At 69.9% G+C, this 21,445-nt stretch carries 26 protein-coding genes; 14 read left to right on the top strand and 12 right to left on the bottom strand.

Annotated features, from left to right (window positions below; genetic code table 11):
- Positions 1-3 precede the first annotated feature (3 nt).
- The 4 genes from HNR51_RS09980 to HNR51_RS09965 form a co-directional block, all read right to left on the bottom strand.
- Positions 4-405, bottom strand: a complete 402-nt coding sequence (locus HNR51_RS09980; protein WP_012455183.1) for a type II toxin-antitoxin system VapC family toxin — start codon at positions 403-405, stop codon at positions 4-6.
- Positions 402-677 carry a type II toxin-antitoxin system Phd/YefM family antitoxin gene (locus tag HNR51_RS09975; protein ID WP_012455182.1) on the bottom strand — a complete coding sequence of 92 codons (276 nt, stop codon included), beginning with the start codon at positions 675-677 and terminating at the stop codon, positions 402-404. The genes HNR51_RS09980 and HNR51_RS09975 overlap by 4 nt, the downstream gene beginning before the upstream one ends.
- A 168-nt stretch (positions 678-845) precedes the next feature.
- Positions 846-2,522: a cyclic peptide export ABC transporter gene (locus HNR51_RS09970; protein WP_182554837.1), complete on the bottom strand. Its 1,677-nt coding sequence runs from the start codon at positions 2,520-2,522 to the stop codon at positions 846-848.
- Positions 2,523-2,621: 99 nt separating this feature from the next.
- Positions 2,622-3,590 (bottom strand): SPFH domain-containing protein, encoded by a 969-nt coding sequence (locus tag HNR51_RS09965; RefSeq protein WP_182554836.1) that lies wholly within the window; start codon positions 3,588-3,590, stop codon positions 2,622-2,624.
- 140 nt (positions 3,591-3,730) lie between these two features.
- Here HNR51_RS09965 and HNR51_RS09960 point away from each other — a divergent pair, with 140 nt between their 5' ends.
- Positions 3,731-5,065, top strand: coding sequence for an LLM class flavin-dependent oxidoreductase (locus HNR51_RS09960; RefSeq protein WP_182554835.1), 1,335 nt, complete (start codon positions 3,731-3,733; stop codon positions 5,063-5,065).
- Positions 5,066-5,212: 147 nt separating this feature from the next.
- Here the strand turns inward: HNR51_RS09960 and HNR51_RS09955 are convergent, their stop codons facing one another.
- On the bottom strand, positions 5,213-5,536 hold the full coding sequence (locus tag HNR51_RS09955; RefSeq protein WP_012455178.1) for a hypothetical protein: 324 nt from the start codon (positions 5,534-5,536) through the stop codon (positions 5,213-5,215).
- A gap of 155 nt (positions 5,537-5,691) precedes the next feature.
- Positions 5,692-5,934 (bottom strand): hypothetical protein, encoded by a 243-nt coding sequence (locus tag HNR51_RS09950; protein ID WP_012455177.1) that lies wholly within the window; start codon positions 5,932-5,934, stop codon positions 5,692-5,694.
- Positions 5,935-6,120: 186 nt separating this feature from the next.
- Between HNR51_RS09950 and HNR51_RS09945 the strand changes: the two genes are divergently transcribed.
- The 4 genes from HNR51_RS09945 to HNR51_RS09930 all read left to right on the top strand — a co-directional run bounded on the left by HNR51_RS09945 (position 6,121) and on the right by HNR51_RS09930 (position 10,422).
- On the top strand, positions 6,121-7,677 hold the full coding sequence (locus tag HNR51_RS09945; protein WP_239681666.1) for an FAD-dependent oxidoreductase: 1,557 nt from the start codon (positions 6,121-6,123) through the stop codon (positions 7,675-7,677).
- 149 nt (positions 7,678-7,826) lie between these two features.
- On the top strand, positions 7,827-8,039 hold the full coding sequence (locus HNR51_RS09940; RefSeq protein ID WP_012455175.1) for a hypothetical protein: 213 nt from the start codon (positions 7,827-7,829) through the stop codon (positions 8,037-8,039).
- 9 nt (positions 8,040-8,048) lie between these two features.
- Positions 8,049-8,345: a hypothetical protein gene (locus tag HNR51_RS09935; protein WP_152277519.1), complete on the top strand. Its 297-nt coding sequence runs from the start codon at positions 8,049-8,051 to the stop codon at positions 8,343-8,345.
- A 181-nt stretch (positions 8,346-8,526) separates the two neighbouring features.
- Positions 8,527-10,422, top strand: coding sequence for a tetratricopeptide repeat protein (locus HNR51_RS09930; RefSeq protein ID WP_182554991.1), 1,896 nt, complete (start codon positions 8,527-8,529; stop codon positions 10,420-10,422).
- A 13-nt stretch (positions 10,423-10,435) separates the two neighbouring features.
- Here the strand turns inward: HNR51_RS09930 and HNR51_RS09925 are convergent, their stop codons facing one another.
- Genes HNR51_RS09925 through HNR51_RS26945 form a run of 3 tightly spaced genes read right to left on the bottom strand, consistent with a single transcriptional unit; the run spans position 10,436 to position 11,203 of the window.
- Positions 10,436-10,639, bottom strand: a complete 204-nt coding sequence (locus HNR51_RS09925) for a hypothetical protein (protein ID WP_182554834.1) — start codon at positions 10,637-10,639, stop codon at positions 10,436-10,438.
- Positions 10,633-10,839: a hypothetical protein gene (locus tag HNR51_RS09920; protein ID WP_182554833.1), complete on the bottom strand. Its 207-nt coding sequence runs from the start codon at positions 10,837-10,839 to the stop codon at positions 10,633-10,635. The genes HNR51_RS09925 and HNR51_RS09920 overlap by 7 nt, the downstream gene beginning before the upstream one ends.
- 19 nt (positions 10,840-10,858) lie before the next feature.
- The gene (locus HNR51_RS26945; protein ID WP_182554832.1) at positions 10,859-11,203 is read right to left on the bottom strand and encodes a nucleotidyltransferase domain-containing protein; all 345 of its coding nucleotides are present in this window, start codon (positions 11,201-11,203) and stop codon (positions 10,859-10,861) included.
- Between the two features lie 137 nt (positions 11,204-11,340).
- On the opposite strand from HNR51_RS26945, the gene HNR51_RS09910 reads away from it, so the two are divergent.
- Positions 11,341-12,216, top strand: a complete 876-nt coding sequence (locus HNR51_RS09910; RefSeq protein ID WP_182554831.1) for a 4-(cytidine 5'-diphospho)-2-C-methyl-D-erythritol kinase — start codon at positions 11,341-11,343, stop codon at positions 12,214-12,216.
- A gap of 21 nt (positions 12,217-12,237) precedes the next feature.
- Here the strand turns inward: HNR51_RS09910 and HNR51_RS09905 are convergent, their stop codons facing one another.
- Entirely contained in the window at positions 12,238-13,260 is a 1,023-nt protein-coding gene (locus tag HNR51_RS09905) for a polyprenyl synthetase family protein (protein ID WP_182554830.1), read from the bottom strand.
- Positions 13,261-13,539: 279 nt separating this feature from the next.
- Between HNR51_RS09905 and HNR51_RS09900 the strand changes: the two genes are divergently transcribed.
- Both HNR51_RS09900 and HNR51_RS09895 read left to right on the top strand, forming a co-directional pair.
- A complete protein-coding gene (locus HNR51_RS09900; protein ID WP_141952048.1) occupies positions 13,540-13,767 on the top strand; it encodes a putative signal transducing protein in 228 nt (75 codons plus the stop codon).
- 2 nt (positions 13,768-13,769) lie between these two features.
- Complete coding sequence (locus HNR51_RS09895; RefSeq protein WP_182554829.1) at positions 13,770-14,522, top strand: tRNA1(Val) (adenine(37)-N6)-methyltransferase; 753 nt, start codon at positions 13,770-13,772, stop codon at positions 14,520-14,522.
- Positions 14,523-14,574: 52 nt separating this feature from the next.
- Here the strand turns inward: HNR51_RS09895 and HNR51_RS09890 are convergent, their stop codons facing one another.
- Positions 14,575-14,934, bottom strand: a complete 360-nt coding sequence (locus HNR51_RS09890; protein WP_182554828.1) for a hypothetical protein — start codon at positions 14,932-14,934, stop codon at positions 14,575-14,577.
- Positions 14,935-15,185: 251 nt separating this feature from the next.
- Between HNR51_RS09890 and HNR51_RS09885 the strand changes: the two genes are divergently transcribed.
- The 3 genes from HNR51_RS09885 to HNR51_RS09875 all read left to right on the top strand — a co-directional run bounded on the left by HNR51_RS09885 (position 15,186) and on the right by HNR51_RS09875 (position 17,223).
- Positions 15,186-16,046, top strand: a complete 861-nt coding sequence (locus tag HNR51_RS09885) for a S49 family peptidase (RefSeq protein ID WP_182554827.1) — start codon at positions 15,186-15,188, stop codon at positions 16,044-16,046.
- Positions 16,047-16,191: 145 nt separating this feature from the next.
- Positions 16,192-16,656, top strand: coding sequence for a nuclear transport factor 2 family protein (locus HNR51_RS09880; protein ID WP_182554826.1), 465 nt, complete (start codon positions 16,192-16,194; stop codon positions 16,654-16,656).
- A gap of 3 nt (positions 16,657-16,659) precedes the next feature.
- On the top strand, positions 16,660-17,223 hold the full coding sequence (locus HNR51_RS09875) for an LmrA/YxaF family transcription factor (RefSeq protein WP_182554825.1): 564 nt from the start codon (positions 16,660-16,662) through the stop codon (positions 17,221-17,223).
- 10 nt (positions 17,224-17,233) lie between these two features.
- Here the strand turns inward: HNR51_RS09875 and HNR51_RS09870 are convergent, their stop codons facing one another.
- The gene (locus tag HNR51_RS09870) at positions 17,234-17,479 is read right to left on the bottom strand and encodes a hypothetical protein (RefSeq protein ID WP_182554824.1); all 246 of its coding nucleotides are present in this window, start codon (positions 17,477-17,479) and stop codon (positions 17,234-17,236) included.
- 487 nt (positions 17,480-17,966) lie between these two features.
- On the opposite strand from HNR51_RS09870, the gene HNR51_RS09865 reads away from it, so the two are divergent.
- From HNR51_RS09865 to HNR51_RS09855, 3 genes are all read left to right on the top strand, one after another.
- Positions 17,967-18,905, top strand: a complete 939-nt coding sequence (locus HNR51_RS09865; RefSeq protein WP_182554823.1) for a glycine--tRNA ligase subunit alpha — start codon at positions 17,967-17,969, stop codon at positions 18,903-18,905.
- Position 18,906: 1 nt separating this feature from the next.
- A complete protein-coding gene (locus HNR51_RS09860) occupies positions 18,907-19,350 on the top strand; it encodes a DUF3828 domain-containing protein (protein ID WP_182554822.1) in 444 nt (147 codons plus the stop codon).
- Positions 19,351-19,449: 99 nt separating this feature from the next.
- On the top strand, positions 19,450-21,372 hold the full coding sequence (locus tag HNR51_RS09855) for a PhoX family protein (protein ID WP_182554821.1): 1,923 nt from the start codon (positions 19,450-19,452) through the stop codon (positions 21,370-21,372).
- The last annotated feature ends 73 nt before the right edge of the window (positions 21,373-21,445 follow it).

Below are 21,445 nucleotides of genomic sequence, written 5' to 3'. Positions count from 1 at the left end.
CGGTCAGCCCGGTGCATCTGAGCAGGCAAGGAGGAGAACCGGATAACGCGGCATGTTGCGATCCTCGGACACCAGCGTCGCGCCTTCTGCGATGGCTTGCGCGATGAGCAGATGATCGAACGGGTCGCGATGGTCCGGCAGACGTTGAAGGCCGGCCAGCGTTGCGAGGTGGGACGGATCAATTGGCAGGGTCGTGAAGCCCTGCTGTTCGATCGTCTTCACGATCGCATCGATGTCGGCTTCGAGCTTTCCGATCCGAACCTTGACGACGATCTCCCAGAGGGAGACGGCGCTGGCCAGGACGGTGGTATCCGGATCGGCGATCAGAGTTCGCGCCCGCTGTTCCAGCCGCGGGTCATCGCTCAGCCACCAGAGCAGGGCGTGTGTATCGAGGAGGAGCCTCACTCCGCCTCGCTCTCCATTGCCGCGAGAAGGTCGGGCGGCATCGCGTCGAAGTCCGCAGCCATGCGGATCCGGCCGCGTAGGGCTCCCGGCTGGCGTCCGGAGCGAGTTCGGGGTGCAGGCGGACGAAGCTCGGCGAGAACCTCGTCGCGAGACGTGATGAGGAACGACTGTCCTTCCTGAACCTGACGCAGGAAGTCCGCCATCTTGCCGCGAAACTCGCGCACCCCGAGCCGCTGCGGTTCCGCTATGCTGTCCGGCTTCGCGTCGCTCATTCCGGCACCTGAGGCAGTTGGCGTACGCGCTATGTGTACACCACTCACGCCGCGCCATGCCAGGATGTCGGACCGGCAACGGGCGCGGATCAGGAATCCGGCCTCGTGCTGCCGCTGGCATCAGTCTGGGGTCGACCGCATCGGGTAGTGACCCATTCCGCTGCCCGGTCAGACCGGCTCGGCCGTCGCGCTTGCCCTCTCCGTGAGCCTCACGACCCGCCCTTCCGCCAAGTGCAGGACCCGGTCGGCGGCGTCGAAATAGCGGTCGTCGTGGCTGATGACGACGAGCGTTCGTCCGCTGCGACGCAGGTCCGGCAGCAACTCCTCGTAGAACCGCCGCCGGAAGGTCGGATCCTGCTCCGCCGCCCACTCGTCGAGCACGAGGACCGGGCGCCCTTCGAGGGCGGCCTGCACCAGGGCGAGGCGCTTGCGCTGGCCGGTCGAGAGATCGGTGGTGGAAAAGCGGCCCTCGGCGATACCGACCTTCCCGGCGAGATCGAGCCGTTCCAGCAACGGCCGGGCGGACTCCGGGCCGGCGCCGTCGGCCGGGATCAGCTCGTCGAACAGGTGGTAGTCGAAGAAGATCGCCGAGAAGTGCTGGCGGTAGGTGTCGCGGGTCTGCGCCGTCACCGCAACGCCGTCGAGCAGGATCTCTCCCGTTTGCGGCGGGTAGAGGCCGAGCAGCAGCTTGATCAGCGTCGTCTTGCCCGAGCCGTTCTCGCCGACGATGAACAGGATCTCGCCGGCCCGGATCGTCAGGTCGATCGGGCCGAGGGTGAAGGGCGCCCGATCGTCCGCTGCCGGGAAGCCGTGGCTCACGCCGCGAAGGGTGATCGCGCGGATGCGGCGGGGCGGCTCCGGAGGTCGGGCCGAGAGGAGGCCGGCTTCCGCCTCGGCCCCCTCCTCCGCGAACTCGGCGATGCGCCGGTAGGCCACCTGGGCCTGTCCGATCAACGGCACGAAGTGGATCAGCTGCGCGATCGGCGTCTGGATGTAGAGTAGCACGAGCACGAAGCCGGAGAGTTCGGCGCCGCTGATGCCGGCCAGGATCTTGTAGGCGATGAGGCCGGCGAACAGCAGGAAGTTGGTCGATTGGCTCAGCATCGACAGCGATTGCTGGATGACGGCGATCCGCGTCGTCAGGCGGCGTCCCTGCTCGATGCAGTCCCGGAGTGCGACGTTGCGAAGATGAAGCCGACGTTCGCGGCCGATGCGCAGTTCCTTCGCCGCCTCGGTCAGGGTGAGGTAGTGCTTCTGGGTCGCCTCGCGGTTCTTGCGCACGTCCTCGAAGTACCGAAGCATGTTCCGGCGCAGGATGTTCGCGCCGAGGCTTTCGAGGATCAGGACCGTTGCCGTCACCGCCGAGAGGGCGGGTGACAGGATGAGCATGTAGGTGCCGCAGCCGATCAGCGTCCCACCGGCGACCACGATCGGCGAGAGAAACGCGATGGCCGTGAAGATGGTGCTGACGTCACCCTGGAGCGAGGCGAGCAGCTTGTGCTTGCCGAGGCGCTCGAGCCGCTCGATCGGCGCGGTGAGGATCTTGTCGGTGAGGTCGCAACTCAGGGCCGCCTGGATGCGCCCGCCCGCATAGGCGTTGCCGAGGCTGGCCGCGAAGGTGCCGATCACGCTCAGGGCCGCGAACCCGGCAAACACCAGCAGCACGCCGTCGGCGAGCCCGCCCTCGCCGTAGAAGGCCTCGTTGATCTTGGCCAAGGCGGCCGCGGTGGCGAGGCCGCCGACCGAACCGAGCGCCGTCGCAACGGCCACCAGCGGCCAGACCGGTCTGAGCAGCCGGATCGCGTCCTGCACGAAGTGACGAAGAACCGCTTTGTCCTGCCCCATGCTCGACGAAGTCCCTCTGAGCAAGGTTGCCGCCCGCTGCCGAGATCAAACATCGCGCCGATCCGGTCAGTCTCGGGGGCGGGATCGGTGGGCGACGGCTTACGGCTTGGTGCCCACGCTCACCACGGGCGTCGCCTCGCGATCGCCCACGATCATGATCAGCATGTTCTGCGCCATGCTGGCGCGGCCCTGATCGTCGAAGACGATACCGGAATGGCCGTCCTCCGGCTGCTCCAGGCGGCGGATCGTGTCGCGTACGATGGCGACCGCGCCCTCCACGATCTGGCGGCGGGCCGCGATGATGGCGCCGGCCTGCTGGCGCTTGAGCATCGCGCCGGCGATCTCGGGCGCGTAGGCGAGATGCGTGATCCGCACGTCCTCCACCACCACGCCCGCGAGCGCCACGCGCTGGCCCAGCTCCGCGATGAGGTCGGCATGGATCGCGTCGCGGTCGGCCCGCAGCGAGGCGACGCGGGTGGCCTTCTCCGCGAGCCGGCGCTTGGCGTCGCCCGCCTCCTCGCCGACATTCTCCGCCTCGTCGTGGTCGTAGGGCCGGGTCGAGGCGATGTTGCGCAGGGCCGCCTCCGCCTGAAGCGAGACGAATTCGTGGTAGCTGCCGACGTCGAAGGTGGCGCGCGCGGCATCCTGCACCCGCCAGATCGCGGCCGCCGCGATGGTGATCGGATTGCCCATCAGGTCGTTGACGGTGATGATCTTGGTCTCCTGCGCCTCGGTGGCGAGCGAGACCTTCGCCACCGCGGTGAGCGGGTTGCGCCACCAGAAGCCGTCGCGGGCGATGGTGCCGTGATAGCGCCCGAATAGGGTCAGCACCGCCGCCTGCCGGGGTTTCAGGGTGATCAGCCCAGCGAGCAGCACGATCCCGGCCGCCAGCGCCCCGGCGGAAACGAGCAGGAAGACCGAACCGGCGCTGCCGCGGCCGAGCACCAGCACGCCGCCGCCGAGGAAGGTCAGGGCCGCCAGAGCGAGGCAGGGGATGGCAAGGCCGAGCGCCAGCCAGCCGTTGAGGGCGCGATAGGGCACGTCCTGCGTGACGCTCGCTCCGGCCATGCTTGCTTCTCCCCGGCTGTCTGCGGGCCGGACATTACGGGCGGGGGAGGTGCAATCCTAGGCCGCCTCCGCCATCCTGGGGCCTCGCGAAGCGCGCCTGATTGGCGGCAGCGCAGGCGCGAGCGGGCCGGAGGATTCTGTTGAGCGAGCCTCGGAAACAACTCCATCTTGGCGCCTTCATGCGCCCGATCGGCATCCACACCGCGTGGTGGCGCTATCCCGGCGGCTTTCCGGATGCGAACTTCAACCTCGACCACCTCGTGCGCTTCGCCCGCACCCTGGAGGCGGCCAAGTTCGACGCCTTCTTCATGGCCGACCATCTGGCGGTGATGAACATGCCGATGGAGGCGCTGAAGCGCTCGGCGACCGTCACCTCCTTCGACCCGCTGACGCTGCTGCCGGCGCTCGCCATGGTGACGGAGCGGATCGGGCTGATCGCCACCGCCTCGACCACGTATAACGAGCCCTACCATGTCGCCCGCAAGTTCGCCTCGCTCGATCACATCTCGCGGGGCCGCGCCGGCTGGAACCTCGTCACCTCCGGCAACCCGGACGAGGCGCTGAACTTCGGCCGCGACGCGCATCTCGACCACGCCACCCGCTACGCCCGCGCCCGCGAGTTTTTCGAAGTTGTCACCGGCCTGTGGGACTCGTGGGCGGATGATGCGTTCTTGCGCGATGTCGAGCAGGGGCTGTTCTTCGATCCTGACAAGCTCCACACCCTGGATCATCGGGGCGAGTTCCTGAAGGTGAAGGGGCCGCTCAACGTGGCGCGCCCGGTTCAGGGCTGGCCGGTGATCGTGCAGGCAGGCGCCTCCGAGGCCGGGCGCCAGATCGCGGCGGAGACCGCTGAGATGGTGTTCGGCTCGGCCTCCTCGCTGGAGGCCGGCCAGACATTCTACGCCGATGTGAAGGGCCGGATGGCGGCGGTGGGCCGGTCCCGCGACGCCCTGAAGATCCTGCCCGGCGCCTTCGTCGTGGTCGGCGGCACGGAGGAGGAGGCCAAGGCCAAGAAGGCGCGCCTCGACGCGCTGGTGCCGGTCGAGAGCGGGCTCGCCAACCTCTCCGTCCGCCTCGGCACGGACGCCACCGGCTTCGACCTCGACGCGCCGTTGCCCGAGATTCCGGAATCGAATGCGAGCAAGAGCGGTCAGGCCCAGATCGTCGACTATGCCCGCCGCACCGGGGCGACCGTGCGGGAGCTGGCGCGCCGCGTCGGCGGCTATGGCGGCCTCACCTTCATCGGCACGCCGGAGCAGATCGCCGACCGGATGGGGGAATGGCTCGCGGGCGAAGCCTGCGACGGCTTCAACGTGATGTTTCCTTTCGTGCCCGAGGGGCTCGACGACTTCTGCGCCGGCGTGGTGCCGGAACTGCAGCGCCGCGGCCTGTTCCGCACCGCCTACGAGGGCACGACCCTGCGCGAGCATCTCGGCCTCGAACGGCCCGGCAACCGCTTCTTCGAGGCACGCTAGAGCATCGTCCCGGATACCGGATCCGGGACGATGCTCTAGCCTTTTGTTTTCGCATCGCCTCTTGCCGAAAGCCGGCAGCCACCTTTCGGGCCGATGCTCTGGGCGCCCTGCTGGATCGGCGCGCGGTCCCGCAGGGCGCAGGGCGCGTCAGCGCCGGTTGGCCAGCCCGTAGAGCGCGAAGCCGGCCAGCGCCGCGAGGCCGAGGGTGAGCAGGCGGTTGCTGCCGAGGGTGTCGGCGGCGGCCCAGCCGGTGCTCTTGGCGCTCTCGATCATGGCGCGTCCCTTCAGGATGCGCTCGGCGCGCCGCCGGTTCGCTTCCTGGGTCGGCAGATGCACGATGTAGGTGTCGCCATCGCGCTCGATGTCGATGCTGTTGCGGGCAAACCCCGCGCGCACAAGCCGGGCCTTGGCGGCGTGGGCAGCCTCGCGGCTCGCGAAGTCGGCTTCGATGCCGACGGTGTCCTGGGCCATGTCTCCTCCTGACGGACGTGGGGATGTGCCGCTGACGAAACGCCGCCCCGCCCTCGCCCCCGCGGGAGGCGGTGGCCGGAAGGCCGGCGCTTCGTGTGGCACTCCAAGCGGGAGGAGCAATCCGGTCCCGCCGTTCACGGTTCCGCGAGAGGGGTTCAGGCTGCGGCTTCGGCCTCGCAGGCATCGACCCGTACGGCGCCGTCGGCCGTCAGCGAGCAGATCACTTCCGTGCCGTCGTCGAGCGCGAAAGCATGAAACAGGCGGCGCTCGAGTTCTTCGAGCCCCTCACCCGGTAGTTCAGCGATTTCGCCCCGCGCGCGTTGTTCGAGAACTGGAAGAACACCGCTTCGCTCGGCGATTTCCTGCGCGGATTGCGTCAGAACGATCTCGAAAGACATTGCCGCCTCCCTGTTAGAACGCCGGTCACGACCTTGTCCGATCCACGCGAAGACAGGACCCTCTTGCGACTTTTTTGGGGCAGCCTCTCAAGGCCGGTGAAATCGCGTGGTCGACCAAGGACTTCGCGGGCTCCTGCAACCTCGCCGCCGGTCGCGACTTGTCGGCTGGAACCGTTCGAGACAGGCGTGAGGACATCCTACATGGCGGCCGGCGAGATCAGGATCAGGCTCGAGGACATCCCGCTGGGCGGCATGGCCGAGGGCAAGGCGGGGGACGAGGCGGCCCTGTTCGTGCGGGACGGGGACAGCGTGCGCGCCTTCCAGGCGAAATGCCCGCATTACGGCGCGCCGCTCGCCAAGGGCGTGCTGTGCGGCAAGCGGGTCTACTGCCCCTGGCACAAGGCGGCCTTCTCCATCGCCGACGGCGCTCTCCTCGAACCGCCGGCCCTGGAGAGCCTGAAGCGCTATCCTGTCCGCATCGAGGGCGAGGAGGCGGTGGCGCGGCTGGAGCCGATTGCGGCGGACACGCCCCGGTGTCCCTCCAAGATCGACCATCTCGTCGTGATCGGGACCGGCGCCGCCGCGGTCGCCGCCGTCACCACCCTGCGCCGCGAGGGGTTTTCCGGCCAGATCACGATGATCGGCCGTGAAGGGCATCCGCCCTACGACCGGCCGATGCTCTCGAAGAACTTCCTGGCGAAGCCGACCCCGCCGGAGAAGGCCCTGCTGGAACCGGATTTCTACGCCGCCCACGGGATCGAGGCGGTGCAGGGCCGCGCCACCCGCATCGATCCGGCCGAACGTAGCGTCACGCTGGAGGATGGACGGAGCCTCTCGGGCGACGCCCTGCTCATCGCCACCGGCAGCCGCGCCGTGGTGCCCGACTTCCCCGGTGCCGGCCTCGACGGCGTGCTGACCCTGCGCAGCCTCGACGACGCGGTCGATCTGAGCGAACGCGCCGAGACGGCCCGGCGGATCGTCGTGGTCGGCGGCGGCTTCATCGGTTTGGAGGCCGCCGCCTTCCTGACCAAGCGCGGGCGCACCGTGACCGTGCTCGCGCGGGAGGAATTTCCGCTCGCCAAGCGCTTCGGCGAGGCGGTGGCCGGCGGGCTCAAGCGCTTCCATGCCGGCAACGGCGTCACCTTCCGGCAAGGTGAGGTGGCCCGGATCGTCGGCGAGGGCGCGGTGCGCGCCGTCGCGTTGAAGGAGGGCGGGGAGATCGAGGCCGACCTCGTGCTGATCGGTGCCGGCGCCGCGCCGGAGACCGACCTGATCGCCGGCGTCGCGCCGCGCGAGGATGGCGGCCTCGCGGTCGGATCGGACCTCGCTCTCGCGCCGAATGTCTGGATCGCCGGCGACATCGCCGCCTTTCCCGAGCACGGCAGCGGAACGCGCGCTCGGATCGAGCACTGGCGGCTCGCCCAGCAACACGGCATGCACGTCGCCCGGGCGATCCTGGGCGAGGCCAAGCCCTTCAAGGAGACGCCGTTCTTCTGGAGCAACCAGGGCGAGAAGCGGCTCGATTACGGCGGTTACGCCCCCGGCTTCGACCGCATCATCCTGCGCGGCGATGCCGACGCGCTCGATTTCATCGCCTTCTACGTCAAGGACGAGCGGGCGGTGGCGGCCTGCAGCATCGGCCGCAACGCCGAGTTCACCGCCTTCCTCCACCTCCTTGGCGAGGAGCGCGTACCCTCCCCGACCGAACTCGACCGGGGTGCGGACCTGACCGGGCTGCTGTGACGCATCGGCTCAGGGCAGCCTTTCGGGATGATGTACGGTTTCAGCCGGGGGGAAGCGCGGACTACGCTTCCTCGCCGGTCTCCACGGGCCGCCGGAACCGCGACAGGCTCCGAACATCAAGACGCAATCCCGGCGGGGAGGCCGGCCCCATGAACTCCATCCTCGTCGTCGCCCTGATCTGCGCGTCCAGCGTTCAGATGCCCGATTGCTCCCGCGAGACCGCTCTCGACGTGATCATCGGGCCGGCCCATACGCTTCAGGAATGCCTGATCCAGGGGCCGGTGCTCGCCGCGAGCGCGGGCCACGGCGGGGATACCAACACCTACGTGAAGACCCGCTGCGAGCAGCGAAAAGAACGCTAGGAGAGGGCGATGGCGGAGGAAGAAACGGTCGATCCGGTCCGCGCCGTCGAGATGCGGCTGCGCGCCCGCCTCGCCGTGGTCGAGCGTACGGCGTGGTTCGGCTTCGTACAGGCGATGCGGGCCCGTCCGGAGGAAACCCAGGCCTTCATCGAGGCCGAGCGGGCGCGCTGCCAGGAAGGCTTCGGCAGCGGAGCCTGGGCCAGAGATCTGACGGCGGCCGAGCGCGCCCTGCTCGGGGCGGAGGTCGATGCCGGCCTCGCGCAACTCGTGGAGGATGCCCGCGCCGAGATCGGCGAAGCCCCCTGAACAGGGGCGCACGAGCGAGCCCTAGAATCGGGCCCCAGAATCGAGACCTTGGCGGGCCTCCCCCGCGCCATCCTTTCGCCTTGCGGACGTGGCGGGAAGAGTTCAGTGTCCCCCGCCAAACCGGAGCCGGCCGGAGGAAACCCCGTCCGCCGGTCCCGCGAAGGAGCCGTGACTGGTGCCCATGTTCGGATACGCCGCCCGCCGGAGCGCCACCGCGCTCACCCTGCTGCTCGCTTCGACCGGTCTCGGCACTCTGCCGGCGGCGGCCATGCAGCCGCGGGAATCCTCGCCGCTCTCCGAGTACGAGCCGGCGGAATCGCTCGAAGGCAACTTCCTCTCCGCCTATATCGCCGGCGCCTCGAAGGACACGGCGGCCGCCGCGAGCTTCTACCGCGAGGCGGTGAAGGGCGACCCGCGCAACGCCGAACTCCTCGAGCGCGCCTTCGTGTCGCTGCTCGCCGACGGCGCGATGACCGACGCGTTCCGTGCCGCCGAGCGGCTCGCCACGCGGGAAAGCTCGAACGGCCTCGCCCAGCTGGCGCTCGGCGTGCGCCAGCTCAAGGCCGGACAGTACGGTCCCGCCCGCCAGAGCTTCGGCCGCAGTGGCCGGGGCGCGGCTGCCGACCTCACCGGGACACTGCTCACGGCCTGGGCCTATGCCGGCGCGGGCGACGGCAAGCGCGCCTACGAGACGCTGAACCGCCTGCGCGGCGAGCGCTACTTCAACGTCTTCCGTGACTACCATGCAGGCCTGATCGCCTCGGTCATCGGCGACCGGGCGGAGGCCGAGCGCAAGCTGAAGGCGGCCTACGACGCCGACCATAACACCCTGCGGATCGTCGACGGCTATGCCCGCTTCGAGGCCGGCATCGGTCGCACCGATCTGGCCATCGACGCCTATAGCGAGTTCGAGAAGGTGATGCCGCGCCATCCCCTCGTGGTGGACGCCCTCGACAAGCTCAAGGCCGGCAAGCCCCTCACACCGCTGATCGCCTCCGCTCAGGAGGGTGCGGCGGAAGTCCTCTACGGCCTCGGCTCGGCCGGCTCGACCCAGGGCGACGAGCTTCCGGCGGTGGTCTACCTGCGGCTCGCCCTCTACCTCGCTCCCGAGCACGCCGTGGCCCGGCTGACGCTTGCCGACACGCTCGACCGCATGAAGCAGACCGAGCGCTCGAACGAGGCCTACGCGCAGATCCCGGCCTCCTCGCCGCTCAAGCTCAACGCCGACATCCAGATCGGCCTCAATCTCGAACAGCTCGGCCGCGGCGACGAGGCGCTCCAGCACCTCGACGCGGTGCTCAAGGCCCATCCCGACAACATCGACGTGATCTCGGCACTCGGCAACGTGCAGCGCGCCCGGAAGAAATTCACCGAGGCGACCGAGACCTATACCCGCGCGATCAACCTGATCGAGCCGGGCCGCGAGGCCAACAACTGGACGCTGTTCTACTTCCGCGGCACCGCCTACGAGCGGGCCGGCGAGTGGCAGAAGGCCGAGGCCGACCTCAAGAAGGCGCTCAACCTCGTGCCGCCGACGCAGCCGAACGCCAAGGCGCAGGTGCTCAACTACCTCGCCTATTCCTGGGTCGATCGGAACATGAACATCGACGAGAGCTTCACGATGCTGAAGCAGGCCGTCGATCTCTCGCCGCGCGACGGCATGATCATCGACAGCCTCGGCTGGGCTTACTTCCGCCTCGGCCGCTGGGACGACGCGGTGCGTGAGCTGGAGAAGGCGGTCGAGCTGAAGCCGGGCGATCCGACCATCAACGACCATCTCGGCGACGCCTATTGGCGCACCGGCCGCCGGCTCGAGGGCAAGTTCCAGTGGCAGCACGCCAAGGACCTGAATCCCGAGCCGGACGATCTCGCCAAGATCAACGCCAAGCTCAAGGACGGCTTGCCCGAGCCGGACAAGCCGACGGCCACGGCCGAGAACCCGCCGACCCAGGATCCGGCCCAGGCCGTGCCCGCCCCCGTGGCGGCGCCGCACAACCCGGAGAACCCGGAACTGCCGAAGGGCGCGCCCGCGCCGAGCGAGCCGCCGGGTGCGGCGGACAAGAAGCCGGGGAAGTAACGGCTGAGAGCATTCAGCGGCGGGGAGCGACGTTGCGCGCGGTCCCGCCGCCTTCGTCTATGTCGAAGTGCCGCCGTAGCTCGGTGATGAGCGTGTCGATCCGTTCGAGCGCTGCCGCCACCCGATCCATCGGAGGCGAGATCGGGACGCGGCCTGTCGGTGTGCCGTAGCGATAGCTGGTGGAATAGGCTTCCAGAAAGCTGATCGATGTCAGCATGGCATGATCGGGATGCTTCGGCGGAAGCCGCCGCGGATAATCGTATCGAGCTGGTGGGCATCCTTGCGCTCGATATGGATGTCCTCGGAGGTCGCGACGGCCGTGATGATGTGCTTCGCGGCCTGAGAGGCCAGATAGGCGGCGTTGCGTGAAGCGGCGCCGATCAGCAGGCGGGCGTCGTGTGCGCAGCCTTCCGCCAATTCCAGGCAAGCGGCGATCTTACGGCCTTTGGACATCGACCCTGCGACCCTCCCGCGCCAGAGCGTAGCCGAGTGTGTTCGGGCATCGCCAGCTCTCGCTCAGCTCGCTCTCCCGCGCCGTGAGGATGGTGGCCGGAACGCCTGCATCCTGCCGGATCGACCAACCCAGAATTGGATCCAAGTCGGCCTCGGGGGCATCGTCGGGAAGTGCGACGACGAGATCCCAATCGCTGTCCGGGCGATGATCGCCCCTGGCACGGCTTCCGAACAGCCAGACGGCGCGCGGAGACAGGCGTGACTGTATGGCGACGAGGAGCCGTTGGAGTTCGCGCTCCGATGCGCCTGCTGCGGATGCGTCGATCATCGAAAGTTATGATAGCCGCGCAGGAGCGGACGACAATGGACTTCGTCGCCCTTCCCTAAGAGTGCTCCCGCCTTGCCCGTTCGAGACGCGCCGCCTAAGGCAGGGTGCATCCCCTGCCCCTTCGGCCGAGAGCCTTCGTGTCCCTGCTCACCACCCGCGCGCCGGCCAAGATCAACCTGACCCTCCACGTGCTCGGGCGCCGGCCCGGCGACGGGTATCATGCGCTCGAAAGCCTCGTGGCCTTCGCCGAGGTGGCCGACACGCTCGAACTGCTGCCCGGCCGTGACCTTGCGCTGGAAGTCTTCGGCCCGACCGCCGGCCCGGCGGGGCCGCTCGACGACAACCTCGTCCTGCGCGCCGCCCGCCACCTCGCCGCGGGCGTTGACGGGCTCAGGCTCGGTGCGTTCCGGCTTCACAAGCAACTGCCCGTGGCGGCCGGGATCGGCGGCGGCTCGTCGGATGCGGCGGCCGCCCTGCGGCTGCTCGCTGAACTGAACGCCCTCGCCCTCGACCACCCGGCCGTCATCGCCGCCGCCCGCGCCACGGGGGCCGACGTGCCGGTCTGCCTCGATCCGCGGGCGCGGATGATGCGCGGCGCGGGCGAGGAGATCGGGCCCGTGCTCGAACTCGCGCCCCTGCCGGCGGTGCTGGTCAATCCGGGCGTGCCGGTCTCGACTGCGCCGGTGTTCAAGGCGCTCGGTCTCGCGGTCGGTCAGCGCCTCGACGGGGCCGAACACCCGAGCGTCGCCGCAGGCCTCGATGCCGACGCCGTCCTCGGCGTGATCGCCCCCGCGCGCAACGATCTGGAAGCGCCCGCGCTCACCGTCGCCCCCGTCATCGGTGAGGCGCTGGCGCTGCTGCGGGCGCAGGGCGGCTGCCGACTGGCGCGGATGTCGGGCTCGGGCGCGACCGTGTTCGCGATCTTCTCCGACACGGCGGCGGCGCAGTCGGCCGCGGGCGCGGTCCGCGCCGCGCAGCCGGGCTGGTGGGTCGAGCCGACGCGGCTTGCCTGAGGCGGCCAGGCCGCGGGCGCGTCAGTGCGCCCGGGCGATGCAGAAATCCACGACCTGCAACAGCGCGGACTTCATCGGCCCGTTGGGGAAAGGCGCGAGCGCCTCGCGGGCCATGGCTCCGTAATGCTGCGCCCGCTCGATCGTCTCTTCGAGCGCGCGATGGCGGCGCAGGATCGCGAGCGCCTGTTCGAGGTCGCCCTCGCCGAGATCCTCGCGTTCCAGGGTGCGGCGCCAGAAGGCGCGCTCCTCGTCCGAGCCGCGGCGCAGCGCCAGCACGATCGGCAGGGTGATCTTACCCTCGCGGAAATCGTCGCCGACATTCTTGCCGAGCGCCGCGCTGGTGCCGCCGTAATCGAGCACGTCGTCGATGAGCTGGAAGGCGATGCCAAGATTCATGCCGTAGGCGCGGCAGGCCGCCTGCTCGGCTTCCGGCCGCTGGCTCAGCACCGGCCCGACCTCGCAGGCCGCCGCGAACAGCTCCGCGGTCTTGCCGCGGATCACGGCGAGGTACTCGTCCTCGCTCGTCTCGGTGTTCTTGGCGGCGGTGAGCTGCATCACCTCGCCCTCGGCGATGACGGTGGCCGCCGCGGACAGGATGTCGAGGGCGCGGAGCGAGCCCACCTCGACCATCATGCGGAAGGCCTGACCGAGCAGGAAGTCGCCGACGAGGACGCTCGCCTCGTTGCCCCACTTGATGCGGGCGGCGACGCGTCCGCGGCGCATGTCGCTCTCGTCCACCACGTCGTCGTGGAGGAGGGTCGCGGTGTGCATGAACTCGACGGCGGCGGCGAGCTTCACCGCGCCGTCGCCGCTGCCGTAGCCGCACAGATCGGCGCAGGCCAGCGTCAGGATCGGGCGCAGGCGCTTGCCGCCAGACGCGATGAGATGGTTGGCGACCTCGGGGATCATCGCCACGTCGGAGCCCGTGCGCGACAGGATCGTCGCGTTCACCCGCTCCATCCCGTCCGCGACGAGGCGGACGAGATCGGTGAGGCTGGCCTCCGGATCGGAGCGGCCTTCATCGAGGGTAACGACGACGCCCAAGCGCGATGCCTCCGGAAAACTCTCGACCGGCATCCTGCCGGAACCCCTGCCCCGCGGCTGCCCCTGTCGCACGGGGCCGGCTGCAGGGCAACACACGCCCGTGCCGCACGGCTGCGCAAGGACGTGGAGAATGCTAGAGCATCAGCCCGAAAGGTGGTTTCCGGCTTTCGGAAAAAGATGATGCAAAAACAGAATCCTAGCGCATCGTGCCAGCACGATGCGCTAGGAGCGCGGTGCCGCCCTCCCGGCCGCGGGGGATCGCCGAAGGGTGAGGATGCCGTGAAGGAACTGATCCGTAGCAACGACATCGTTCTGATCGGCTTCGCCCGCTCGCTCCTCGAAGAGGCGGGCGTGCCGCTCTTCGTCGCCGACGAGCATATGAGCGCGCTGGAAGGATCGATCGGCATGTTCGGCCGCCGCCTGCTGGTGCCCGACGATCATGCTCGGCAGGCCCGCCGTATCCTGATCGATGCGGGCCTGTCCGCCGAATTGCGCGATGAGTGCTGAGCATGAGTGCTGAGCCGGACGCCTTCCTTGGAGGGCGCCTCCGGCTGCGCCAGCCGCCCCGCGGCGCGCATCGCGCCGGCACCGATGCCGTGCTGCTCGCCCGTCTGCTCGCTCCCGCTCCGGGCGACACGCTCTACGATCTCGGTGCCTCCACCGGCGCGGTCGGGCTCGCGGCGGCACGGATGTCGGGGGCGTGCCGCGTGGTGCTGGTGGAGCGCGATCCCGATCTCGCCGCGCTGGCGCGGGAGAACGCATCGTCGAACGGCCTCGCTGAGCGCGTTGCGGTGATCGAGGCGGATGTCCTGGCGCCGGGGGCGCAGCGCCGGGCGGCGGGCCTGGAAGCGGGCTGCGCCGACATCGTGCTCACCAATCCGCCCTTCTTCGAGGCGGGCGGGCACCGCCCCTCCCCCGTCCCTCAGAAGGCCTCGGCGCATGCCTTCGCGGCCGGCGGACTCGACCTCTGGCTCAGAACCTGCGCCGACCTGCTGCGCCCCGGCGGACGGCTCGGCCTGATCCACCGGGCCGACGCCCTGCCCACCTGCCTCGACGCCCTGCGCGGACGCTTCGGCGACTGCGCCGTCCGCCCCGTCCACGCCCGGAGCGACCGGCCGGCGATCCGCGTGCTGATCGCTGCCGTGAAGGGCAGCCGCGCGCCGTGTCAGTTGCTGCCGCCGTTGGTGCTTCAGGACGAGGCCGGGCGCTTCACCCCGGAGGCCGAGGCGCTGCATCGGGGTGCCCCCTGGCCGGCGGCGTGAGTGATGAAAAAGGGAGCCCGCCGGGCTCCCCTCGCTGCCGTTCAAGGCGCCCTCAGGACCACGGGCGATAGAAATGCGGGCGATGGCCGTAGCGGGCGCGCCAGTACGGCCGGCGATAATAATGGCGCGGACCCCAGTAGGCCCGACGATAATAGGGCCGAGGACGCCAGTAGACGCGGCGATAATAGGGCCGCGGGCGCCAGTAGACCCGGCGATAATAGGGTCGCGGGCGCCAATAGGCCCGGCGATAGTGGCGGCGGCCGTACCAGTGAACCTGAGCGAGCAGGGGCGCGTCGGCGCTGCTGCCGGCGACCGGGGCGATGGGGATCGGGGCGGCGTTCGCGGTGGCGGTCAGGCCGGCGAGGCCGCCGAGCATCCCGAACGCCAGGATGACCAAACTTAGGACACGCATCGGGCAGGATTTCCTTCCGTTCCGTCCGATGGGCCGCGCGGACGGTCCACGACCCCGCCATGCCGAGACACGCGTCCTCGGCTTGTCCAAAAGCAACGCTTCGGTGCCGCGGCCGGTTGCGGAAGCCCGCGGCCTCGTGATCGCGTCCGCGCCCCCGGCCCCGATGGATCGGCCGGCGGCGTCCTGCTAACGGAAGTCCGATCCATCCTTCCGTTAGGCCGTGCCCCGGCGCGGCCTCGAACAAGGCCGCCATGCCGCTGACCGTCCCGAACTGGATGCGTGCCCTCCTGCCGCGCCGCTTCCGCAAGACCGTGGCGCGGGTCGCCGTGGTGCGCTTGAGCGGGGCGATCGGCGCCGTCTCGCCGATCCGGCCCGGCCTCTCCATCGCCACGGTGGCGCCGAGCCTTGAACGGGCCTTCTCGATGCCGGGCCTTTCGGCCGTCGCGCTCGTCGTCAACTCGCCCGGCGGCTCACCGGTGCAGTCGCACCTGATCTACCGGCGCATCCGCGCGCTGGCGGCGGAGAAGGAGGTCAGGGTCTTCGCCTTCGTCGAGGATGCCGCGGCCTCCGGCGGCTACATGATCGCCTGCGCCGCCGACGAGATCGTCGCCGATCCCGCCTCGCTCGTCGGCTCCATCGGCGTGGTGTCGGCCGGCTTCGGCTTCGATCGGCTGATCGAGCGCATCGGCATCGAGCGGCGCGTCCATACCCAGGGCGAGGCCAAGGCGATGCTGGACCCGTTCCGCCCGGAGAATCCGCAGGACATCGTCCGGCTGAAGGAGATCCAGGCCGACGTGCAGGCGCTCTTCACCGGGCTCGTGCGCGAACGCCGGCCGGGGCTCGACGCGAGCCGCGACCTGTTCACCGGCGCGGTCTGGACCGGGCGGCAGGCGCTCGAACTCGGCCTCGTCGACGCGCTCGGCGACCTGCGGACCACCCTGCGCGCCCGCTACGGCGAGAAGGTGGATTTGCGGCTCGTGGCCGAGAACCGCGGCACCTGGCTCGCCCGGCTTCTTCGCCGCGCCGGCCCGGGCCAGACCGCAGCCGGCCTACCCGACGCGCTGATCGCGGCGGTGGAGGAGCGGGCGGCCTGGGCGCGGCTCGGATTGTAAGCGTCTGCATCGGCGACCGCCCAGTCCGATGGCCTCGCGCAGCGAAGGGCCATCACTGCGGAAGGCTCACTCGGCGTTGCGTCCCTCAGAAAGTTTCTGTACCGATCGGTCCGCAGTTGACCGATAGGTACAGAAAGGCGCCCCCATGTCCCGTCCCCCGCTTCCCCCCTTCACCGATGAGACCGCCGCGCAGAAGGCGCGCATGGCAGAGGATGCCTGGAACAGCCGCGATCCGGAGCGGGTGGCCCTCGCCTACACGGTGGACAGCGTCTGGCGGAACCGCGCCGAGTTCGTGAAGGGCCGCGAGGAGATCGCCGCCTTCCTCCGGCGCAAGTGGGCGCGGGAGCTGGAGTACCGGCTGATCAAGGAAGTCTGGGCGCATCAGGGCAACCGCATCGCCGTGCGCTTCGCCTACGAATGGCGCGACGACAGCGGGCAGTGGTTCCGTTCCTACGGCAACGAGAACTGGGAGTTCGACGAGGCCGGCCTGATGCGCCGCCGGATCGCCTCGATCAACGATCTGCCGATCGCCGAATCCGAGCGGAAGTATCACTGGCCGCTCGGCCGCCGGCCCGACGACCATCCTTCCCTCAGCGATCTGGGGCTGTAGCGCGTGGCGCGCGCCGAGCGGTCCGACCTGTTGCCACGGCTCGCGGAGGTGTTTCGCGAGCACGGCTACGAGGGCGCGAGCCTGTCGCTGATCTCGCAGGCGACGGGGCTCGGCAAGGGCAGCCTCTACCACTTCTTCCCCGGCGGAAAGGAGGAGATGGCGCAGGCGGTGCTCGCCGAGATCGACGGCTGGTTCGCGGCCCAGGTCTTCCGCCCCTTGCGGGAGGCAAACGACGCGGACGCGGACGCGGCGGTGGCGGCGATGTTCGGGACCGTTGCCGCCTACTTCCGCTCCGGCCGCCGGGTCTGTCTCGTTGGGGCCTTGAGCCTGAGCGATGCCCGCGACCGGTTCGGAGAGAGGCTGCGGGCCTATTTCGCGGAGTGGGTGGTGGCGCTCTCGCAGGCGCTGGTCCGCGCGGGTCACCCGCCGGAGACGGCGGACGCGCTGGCCGAGGAGGTCGTGGGCGGGATCCAGGGGGCGCTGGTGCTGGCCCGCGCCCTCGACCGGACGGAGGTGTTCGAGCGGATTCTCGCGGGGCTGCGGGATCGATGCGCGATCCGGCCCTGACGGCGGCCCGTCAGCGCAGGCAGCCGGCCGGGGCGGTGGCGTAGCCGGAATAGACCACCCGGACCTTGCGGGTGCAGGTCTCGGCGGCGGGCATGGCGGCGACCGGCGCGACCTCTACGGGCGTGACCGCGACCGTCTTCTCGATGGTCTCGGTGCCGTCGGACGTCGCGCGCGCGTTCGAGCTCGCCATGACGAGCGACGTGGTGGCGAGCGAAGCCGTGACGAGAGCGGCGAAAACAGTCAATCCCTTGCGCATGATCGATCCAAATCTGGTATCCGCTCGCCGAGAGCAGCGAAGCGCGGCTGTTCCTTCGCCCTATTAACTTGGCTGAAACCTTTGCCGTTCCCGGTGTGGCGCTGCGCATCGTAAAATGATGTGCCGCGACGCACGGAACCCGGCGCACCCGTCCGATTTCCGTCGGCCTCGTAAAGCGGCGCCGCCGCCCCATATGATGGAGACCCTCCGCGCAATCCCGTGCCTTGGGCGTACATGCGGAGGCCACGATGGCTCAGGCTCTGGATAAGGGGGGCGCACGCCCCGTCTCGTCGTCCGACTTCAACGAACGCGTGAAGCGTTTGCTGTCTGCCAAGCCCGCGATTCAGGCGGTGCCGAAGGACCGGACGGCCAAGCGGAACTTCACCCGGTCCGCGCCCCGGACCTAGCGCATCGCGGGGGCGGTTCGCTTGACACCCCGCCCCCCGCTCTTAAACGGTCCGGCACCTTCCCTTCTGTCGGACCTTCCATGCCGAGCGACGCCGACCTCTCGCCCACCCGCTCGTTCCAGGGCCTGATTCTCACCCTGCAGCGCTTCTGGGCGGCCAAGGGCTGCGTGATCCTCCAGCCCTACGACATGGAGGTCGGCGCCGGCACCTTCCATCCGGCCACGACCCTGCGGGCGCTCGGCCCGAAGCCCTGGAAGGCGGCCTACGTGCAGCCCTCCCGCCGCCCGAAGGACGGGCGCTACGGCGAGAACCCGAACCGGCTGCAGCACTACTACCAGTTTCAGGTGATCCTGAAGCCGAACCCGCCGAACCTGCAGGAACTCTACCTCGCCTCGCTCGACGCGATCGGCGTCGATCTCAAGCTCCACGACATCCGCTTCGTCGAGGACGATTGGGAGAGCCCGACGCTGGGCGCCTGGGGCCTGGGCTGGGAATGCTGGTGCGACGGGATGGAGGTGAGCCAGTTCACCTATTTCCAGCAGGTCGCGGGCTTCGAATGCGCGCCGGTGGCCGGAGAGCTGACCTACGGGCTCGAGCGCCTCGCCATGTATGTGCAGGGCGTCGAGAACGTCTACGACCTCAACTTCAACGGCAGCGAGGGCGAGGACAAGGTCACCTACGGCGACGTCTTCCTCCAGGCCGAGCAGGAATATTCGCGCCACAACTTCGAGGCCGCGGACACGGCGATGCTGTTTCGCCACTTCGCCGACGCGGAGAAGGCCTGCCACCTCTATCTCGAAGCCGGCGCGCCCGAGTCGGAGGCCGCGCGTCACCGCATCGTGCAGCCGGCCTACGACCAGTGCATCAAGGCCAGCCACGTCTTCAACCTGCTCGATGCCCGCGGGGTGATCTCGGTCACCGAGCGCCAGAGCTACATCCTGCGGGTGCGCGAACTGGCCAAGGCCTGCGGTGCCGCGTGGCTGAAGACGGAGGCCGGCGGCCACGCGGCGGCGGCCTGAGATGCGGCGGCGCGCCGTCCTCGCTGCGACGTTCGCGCTTCTGGCGGGGCCGGCCTTCGCCCAGTCCGCGACCGATCCGGTCGAGACCGTGCGCGCCTTCTACGCGACGGACGATATCAACGCCGTGCGCTTCTATGCCCGGTCCCTGCGCGCGCTGTACGAGCGCGACCGGCGCGAGGCGAAGGGCGAGGTCGGGCGGCTCGGCTTCGCCTTCCATGTCAACGGCCAGGACACCGAGCCGGATTTCGCCAGATCCCTGACGCTGACCCGTCTCCCCGGCGAGGGGGACCGGGCCGAGGTGCGGGCGACCTTCCGCAACGGCGGCCCGCAGGAACTGCGCTACGTTCTCCTGCGCGGAGACGGCGCCTGGAAGATCGCCAATGTCCGATCGCTGAAGGGCGAGACCTGGGATCTCGTGGCCCTCCTCTCCGCACCGCTTCGATAGCGGCCGCCACGCCGCTGACCCGAAAGCGGTCCCGTCATCGAAGCGACATCTGGCGGGCGTAGGCGCGCCGCCTTCGAACGGCTGATGAGACGCGCCACCATGTCCGACTCGCCCGACGGCCCGAGCCCAAACGCCCCGACACTCGACGCGGTGATCGCGCTCCGCTTCTCCCGCCGCGACCTGATGCGCGGCTCGCTGGCCGCCGCCCTCGCGGCCGGCCTCGCGCCGCAGGCTGTGCCCTCCCGTGCCGAAGCATCCGAGATTTCGGCTGAGGCGGCGGCCTTCGACTTTCCCGAATTGACGGCCGGCGTCGACGAGCACCTGCACGTCGCCGATGGCTACGAGGCCAAGCCGCTCCTGCGCTGGGGCGACCCGCTCTTTGCCGATGCGCCCGCCTTCGATCCGCGCCGACAGAGCGCCGCCCGGCAGGAGCGCCAGTTCGGCTACAACAACGACTTCGTCGGCTTCATCCCGCTCGACGCTGCGGGCCGTCGCGGCCTGCTCGTCGTCAACCACGAATACACCAATGCCGAGCTGATGTTTCCCGGCCTTGCGGCCGCCGACCGCAAGGGGGTGATCGGCGCGTTGAGCTCCGAGCAGGTCGCGGTGGAGATGGCGGCCCATGGCGGCTCGGTGGTCGAGATCGTGCGCGACGATGACGGTTGGCGCCCTGTCATCGGCTCGCCCTACACCCGGCGCATCACGGCGCAGACGCCGATCGACCTCACCGGCCCCGCCGCCGGCCATCCGCGCCTCGTCACCGAGGCCGACCCGAGCGGCCGGCGCGTGCTCGGCATGATCAACAACTGCTCCGGCGGCGTCACGCCCTGGGGCACGTGGCTCTCGGGCGAGGAGAACATCAACTACTACTTCGCCGGCGCCCTTCCCGCGGACCATCCCGAAGCCGGCAACGCCAAGGCCCTCGGCATGGGCGCGGTGCAATACGCCTGGAGCCGCTTCCACCCGCGCTTCGATCTGGCGCGGACGCCGAACGAGCCGAACCGTTTCGGCTGGGTGGTCGAGATCGACCCGTTCGATCCGGGCTCGGCCCCGAAGAAGCGTACGGCGCTCGGCCGGTTCAAGCACGAGGGCGCGGCCGGGGCGCGCTCGCTCGACGGGCGCTATGTCGTCTATCTCGGCGACGACGAGCGCTTCCAGCACGTCTACCGCTTCGTCAGCCGGGACCGGGTACAGCCGGAGCGCGGCGCCAATGCCGATCTCCTCGATGCCGGCACGCTCAGCGTCGCCCGGTTCGAGCCCGATGGCACCGGCCGCTGGCTGCCGCTGGTCCACGGCGCCAATGGGCTCGACGCAGGAAGCGGCTTTGCCAGCCAAGCCGACGTGCTGATCGAGGCCCGCCGCGCTGCCCGGCAGCTCGGCGCCACGCCGATGGACCGGCCCGAGGATATCGAGGCGAACCCGCGCACCGGCCGGGTCTATGTGATGCTGACCAACAACGGGAAGCGCACCGCCGACCAGGCGGAGCCGGCCAATCCGCGCGGCCCCAACGCCTTCGGCCACGTCATCGAGATCGCTCCCGACGGCACCGACCACGGCGCGGAGACCTTCCGCTGGGAGGTGCTGGTGCGCTGCGGCGACCCGTCGAAGCCCGCGGTGCAGGCGAGTTTTTCCGCGCTGACCACCGAAAATGGCTGGTTCGGCATGCCCGATAACTGCACCTTCGACGGAAGCGGCCGGCTCTGGATCGCCACCGACGGCAACAACCGCCGTGCCACCGGCCGGGCCGACGGCATCTGGGCGGTGGAGACGGATGGTCCGCGCCGGGGCACGTCGCGCCACTTCCTGCGGGTGCCGGTGGGCGCCGAGATGTGCGGCCCCTGCTTCACCCCCGACGACGCGACCTTCTTCGTCGCGGTCCAGCACCCCGGTGAGCCCGACGAGGAGGGCGCGCTGGGCTCCTACGAGAAACCCTCGACCCGCTGGCCGGACTTTTCGCCGGATCTGCCGCCGCGCCCGTCCGTCGTGGCGGTGCGGCGGAAAGGGGGCGGCCGGATCGGGTGATCGGCTCCGGTGGATCCGTTCGCTGCTGCGTCGCGCCCTGACGAAGCGGCGGCGGTGACAGGCGGAGCCCATC

Origin of the sequence: Methylorubrum thiocyanatum, assembly GCA_014138645.1 — a bacterium.
In the GTDB taxonomy this organism is placed as follows: Bacteria; Pseudomonadota; Alphaproteobacteria; order Rhizobiales; family Beijerinckiaceae; genus Methylobacterium; species Methylobacterium thiocyanatum.
Note: the sequence above shows the minus strand (reverse complement) of the source record. Positions and strands in the feature narration are given on the sequence as shown.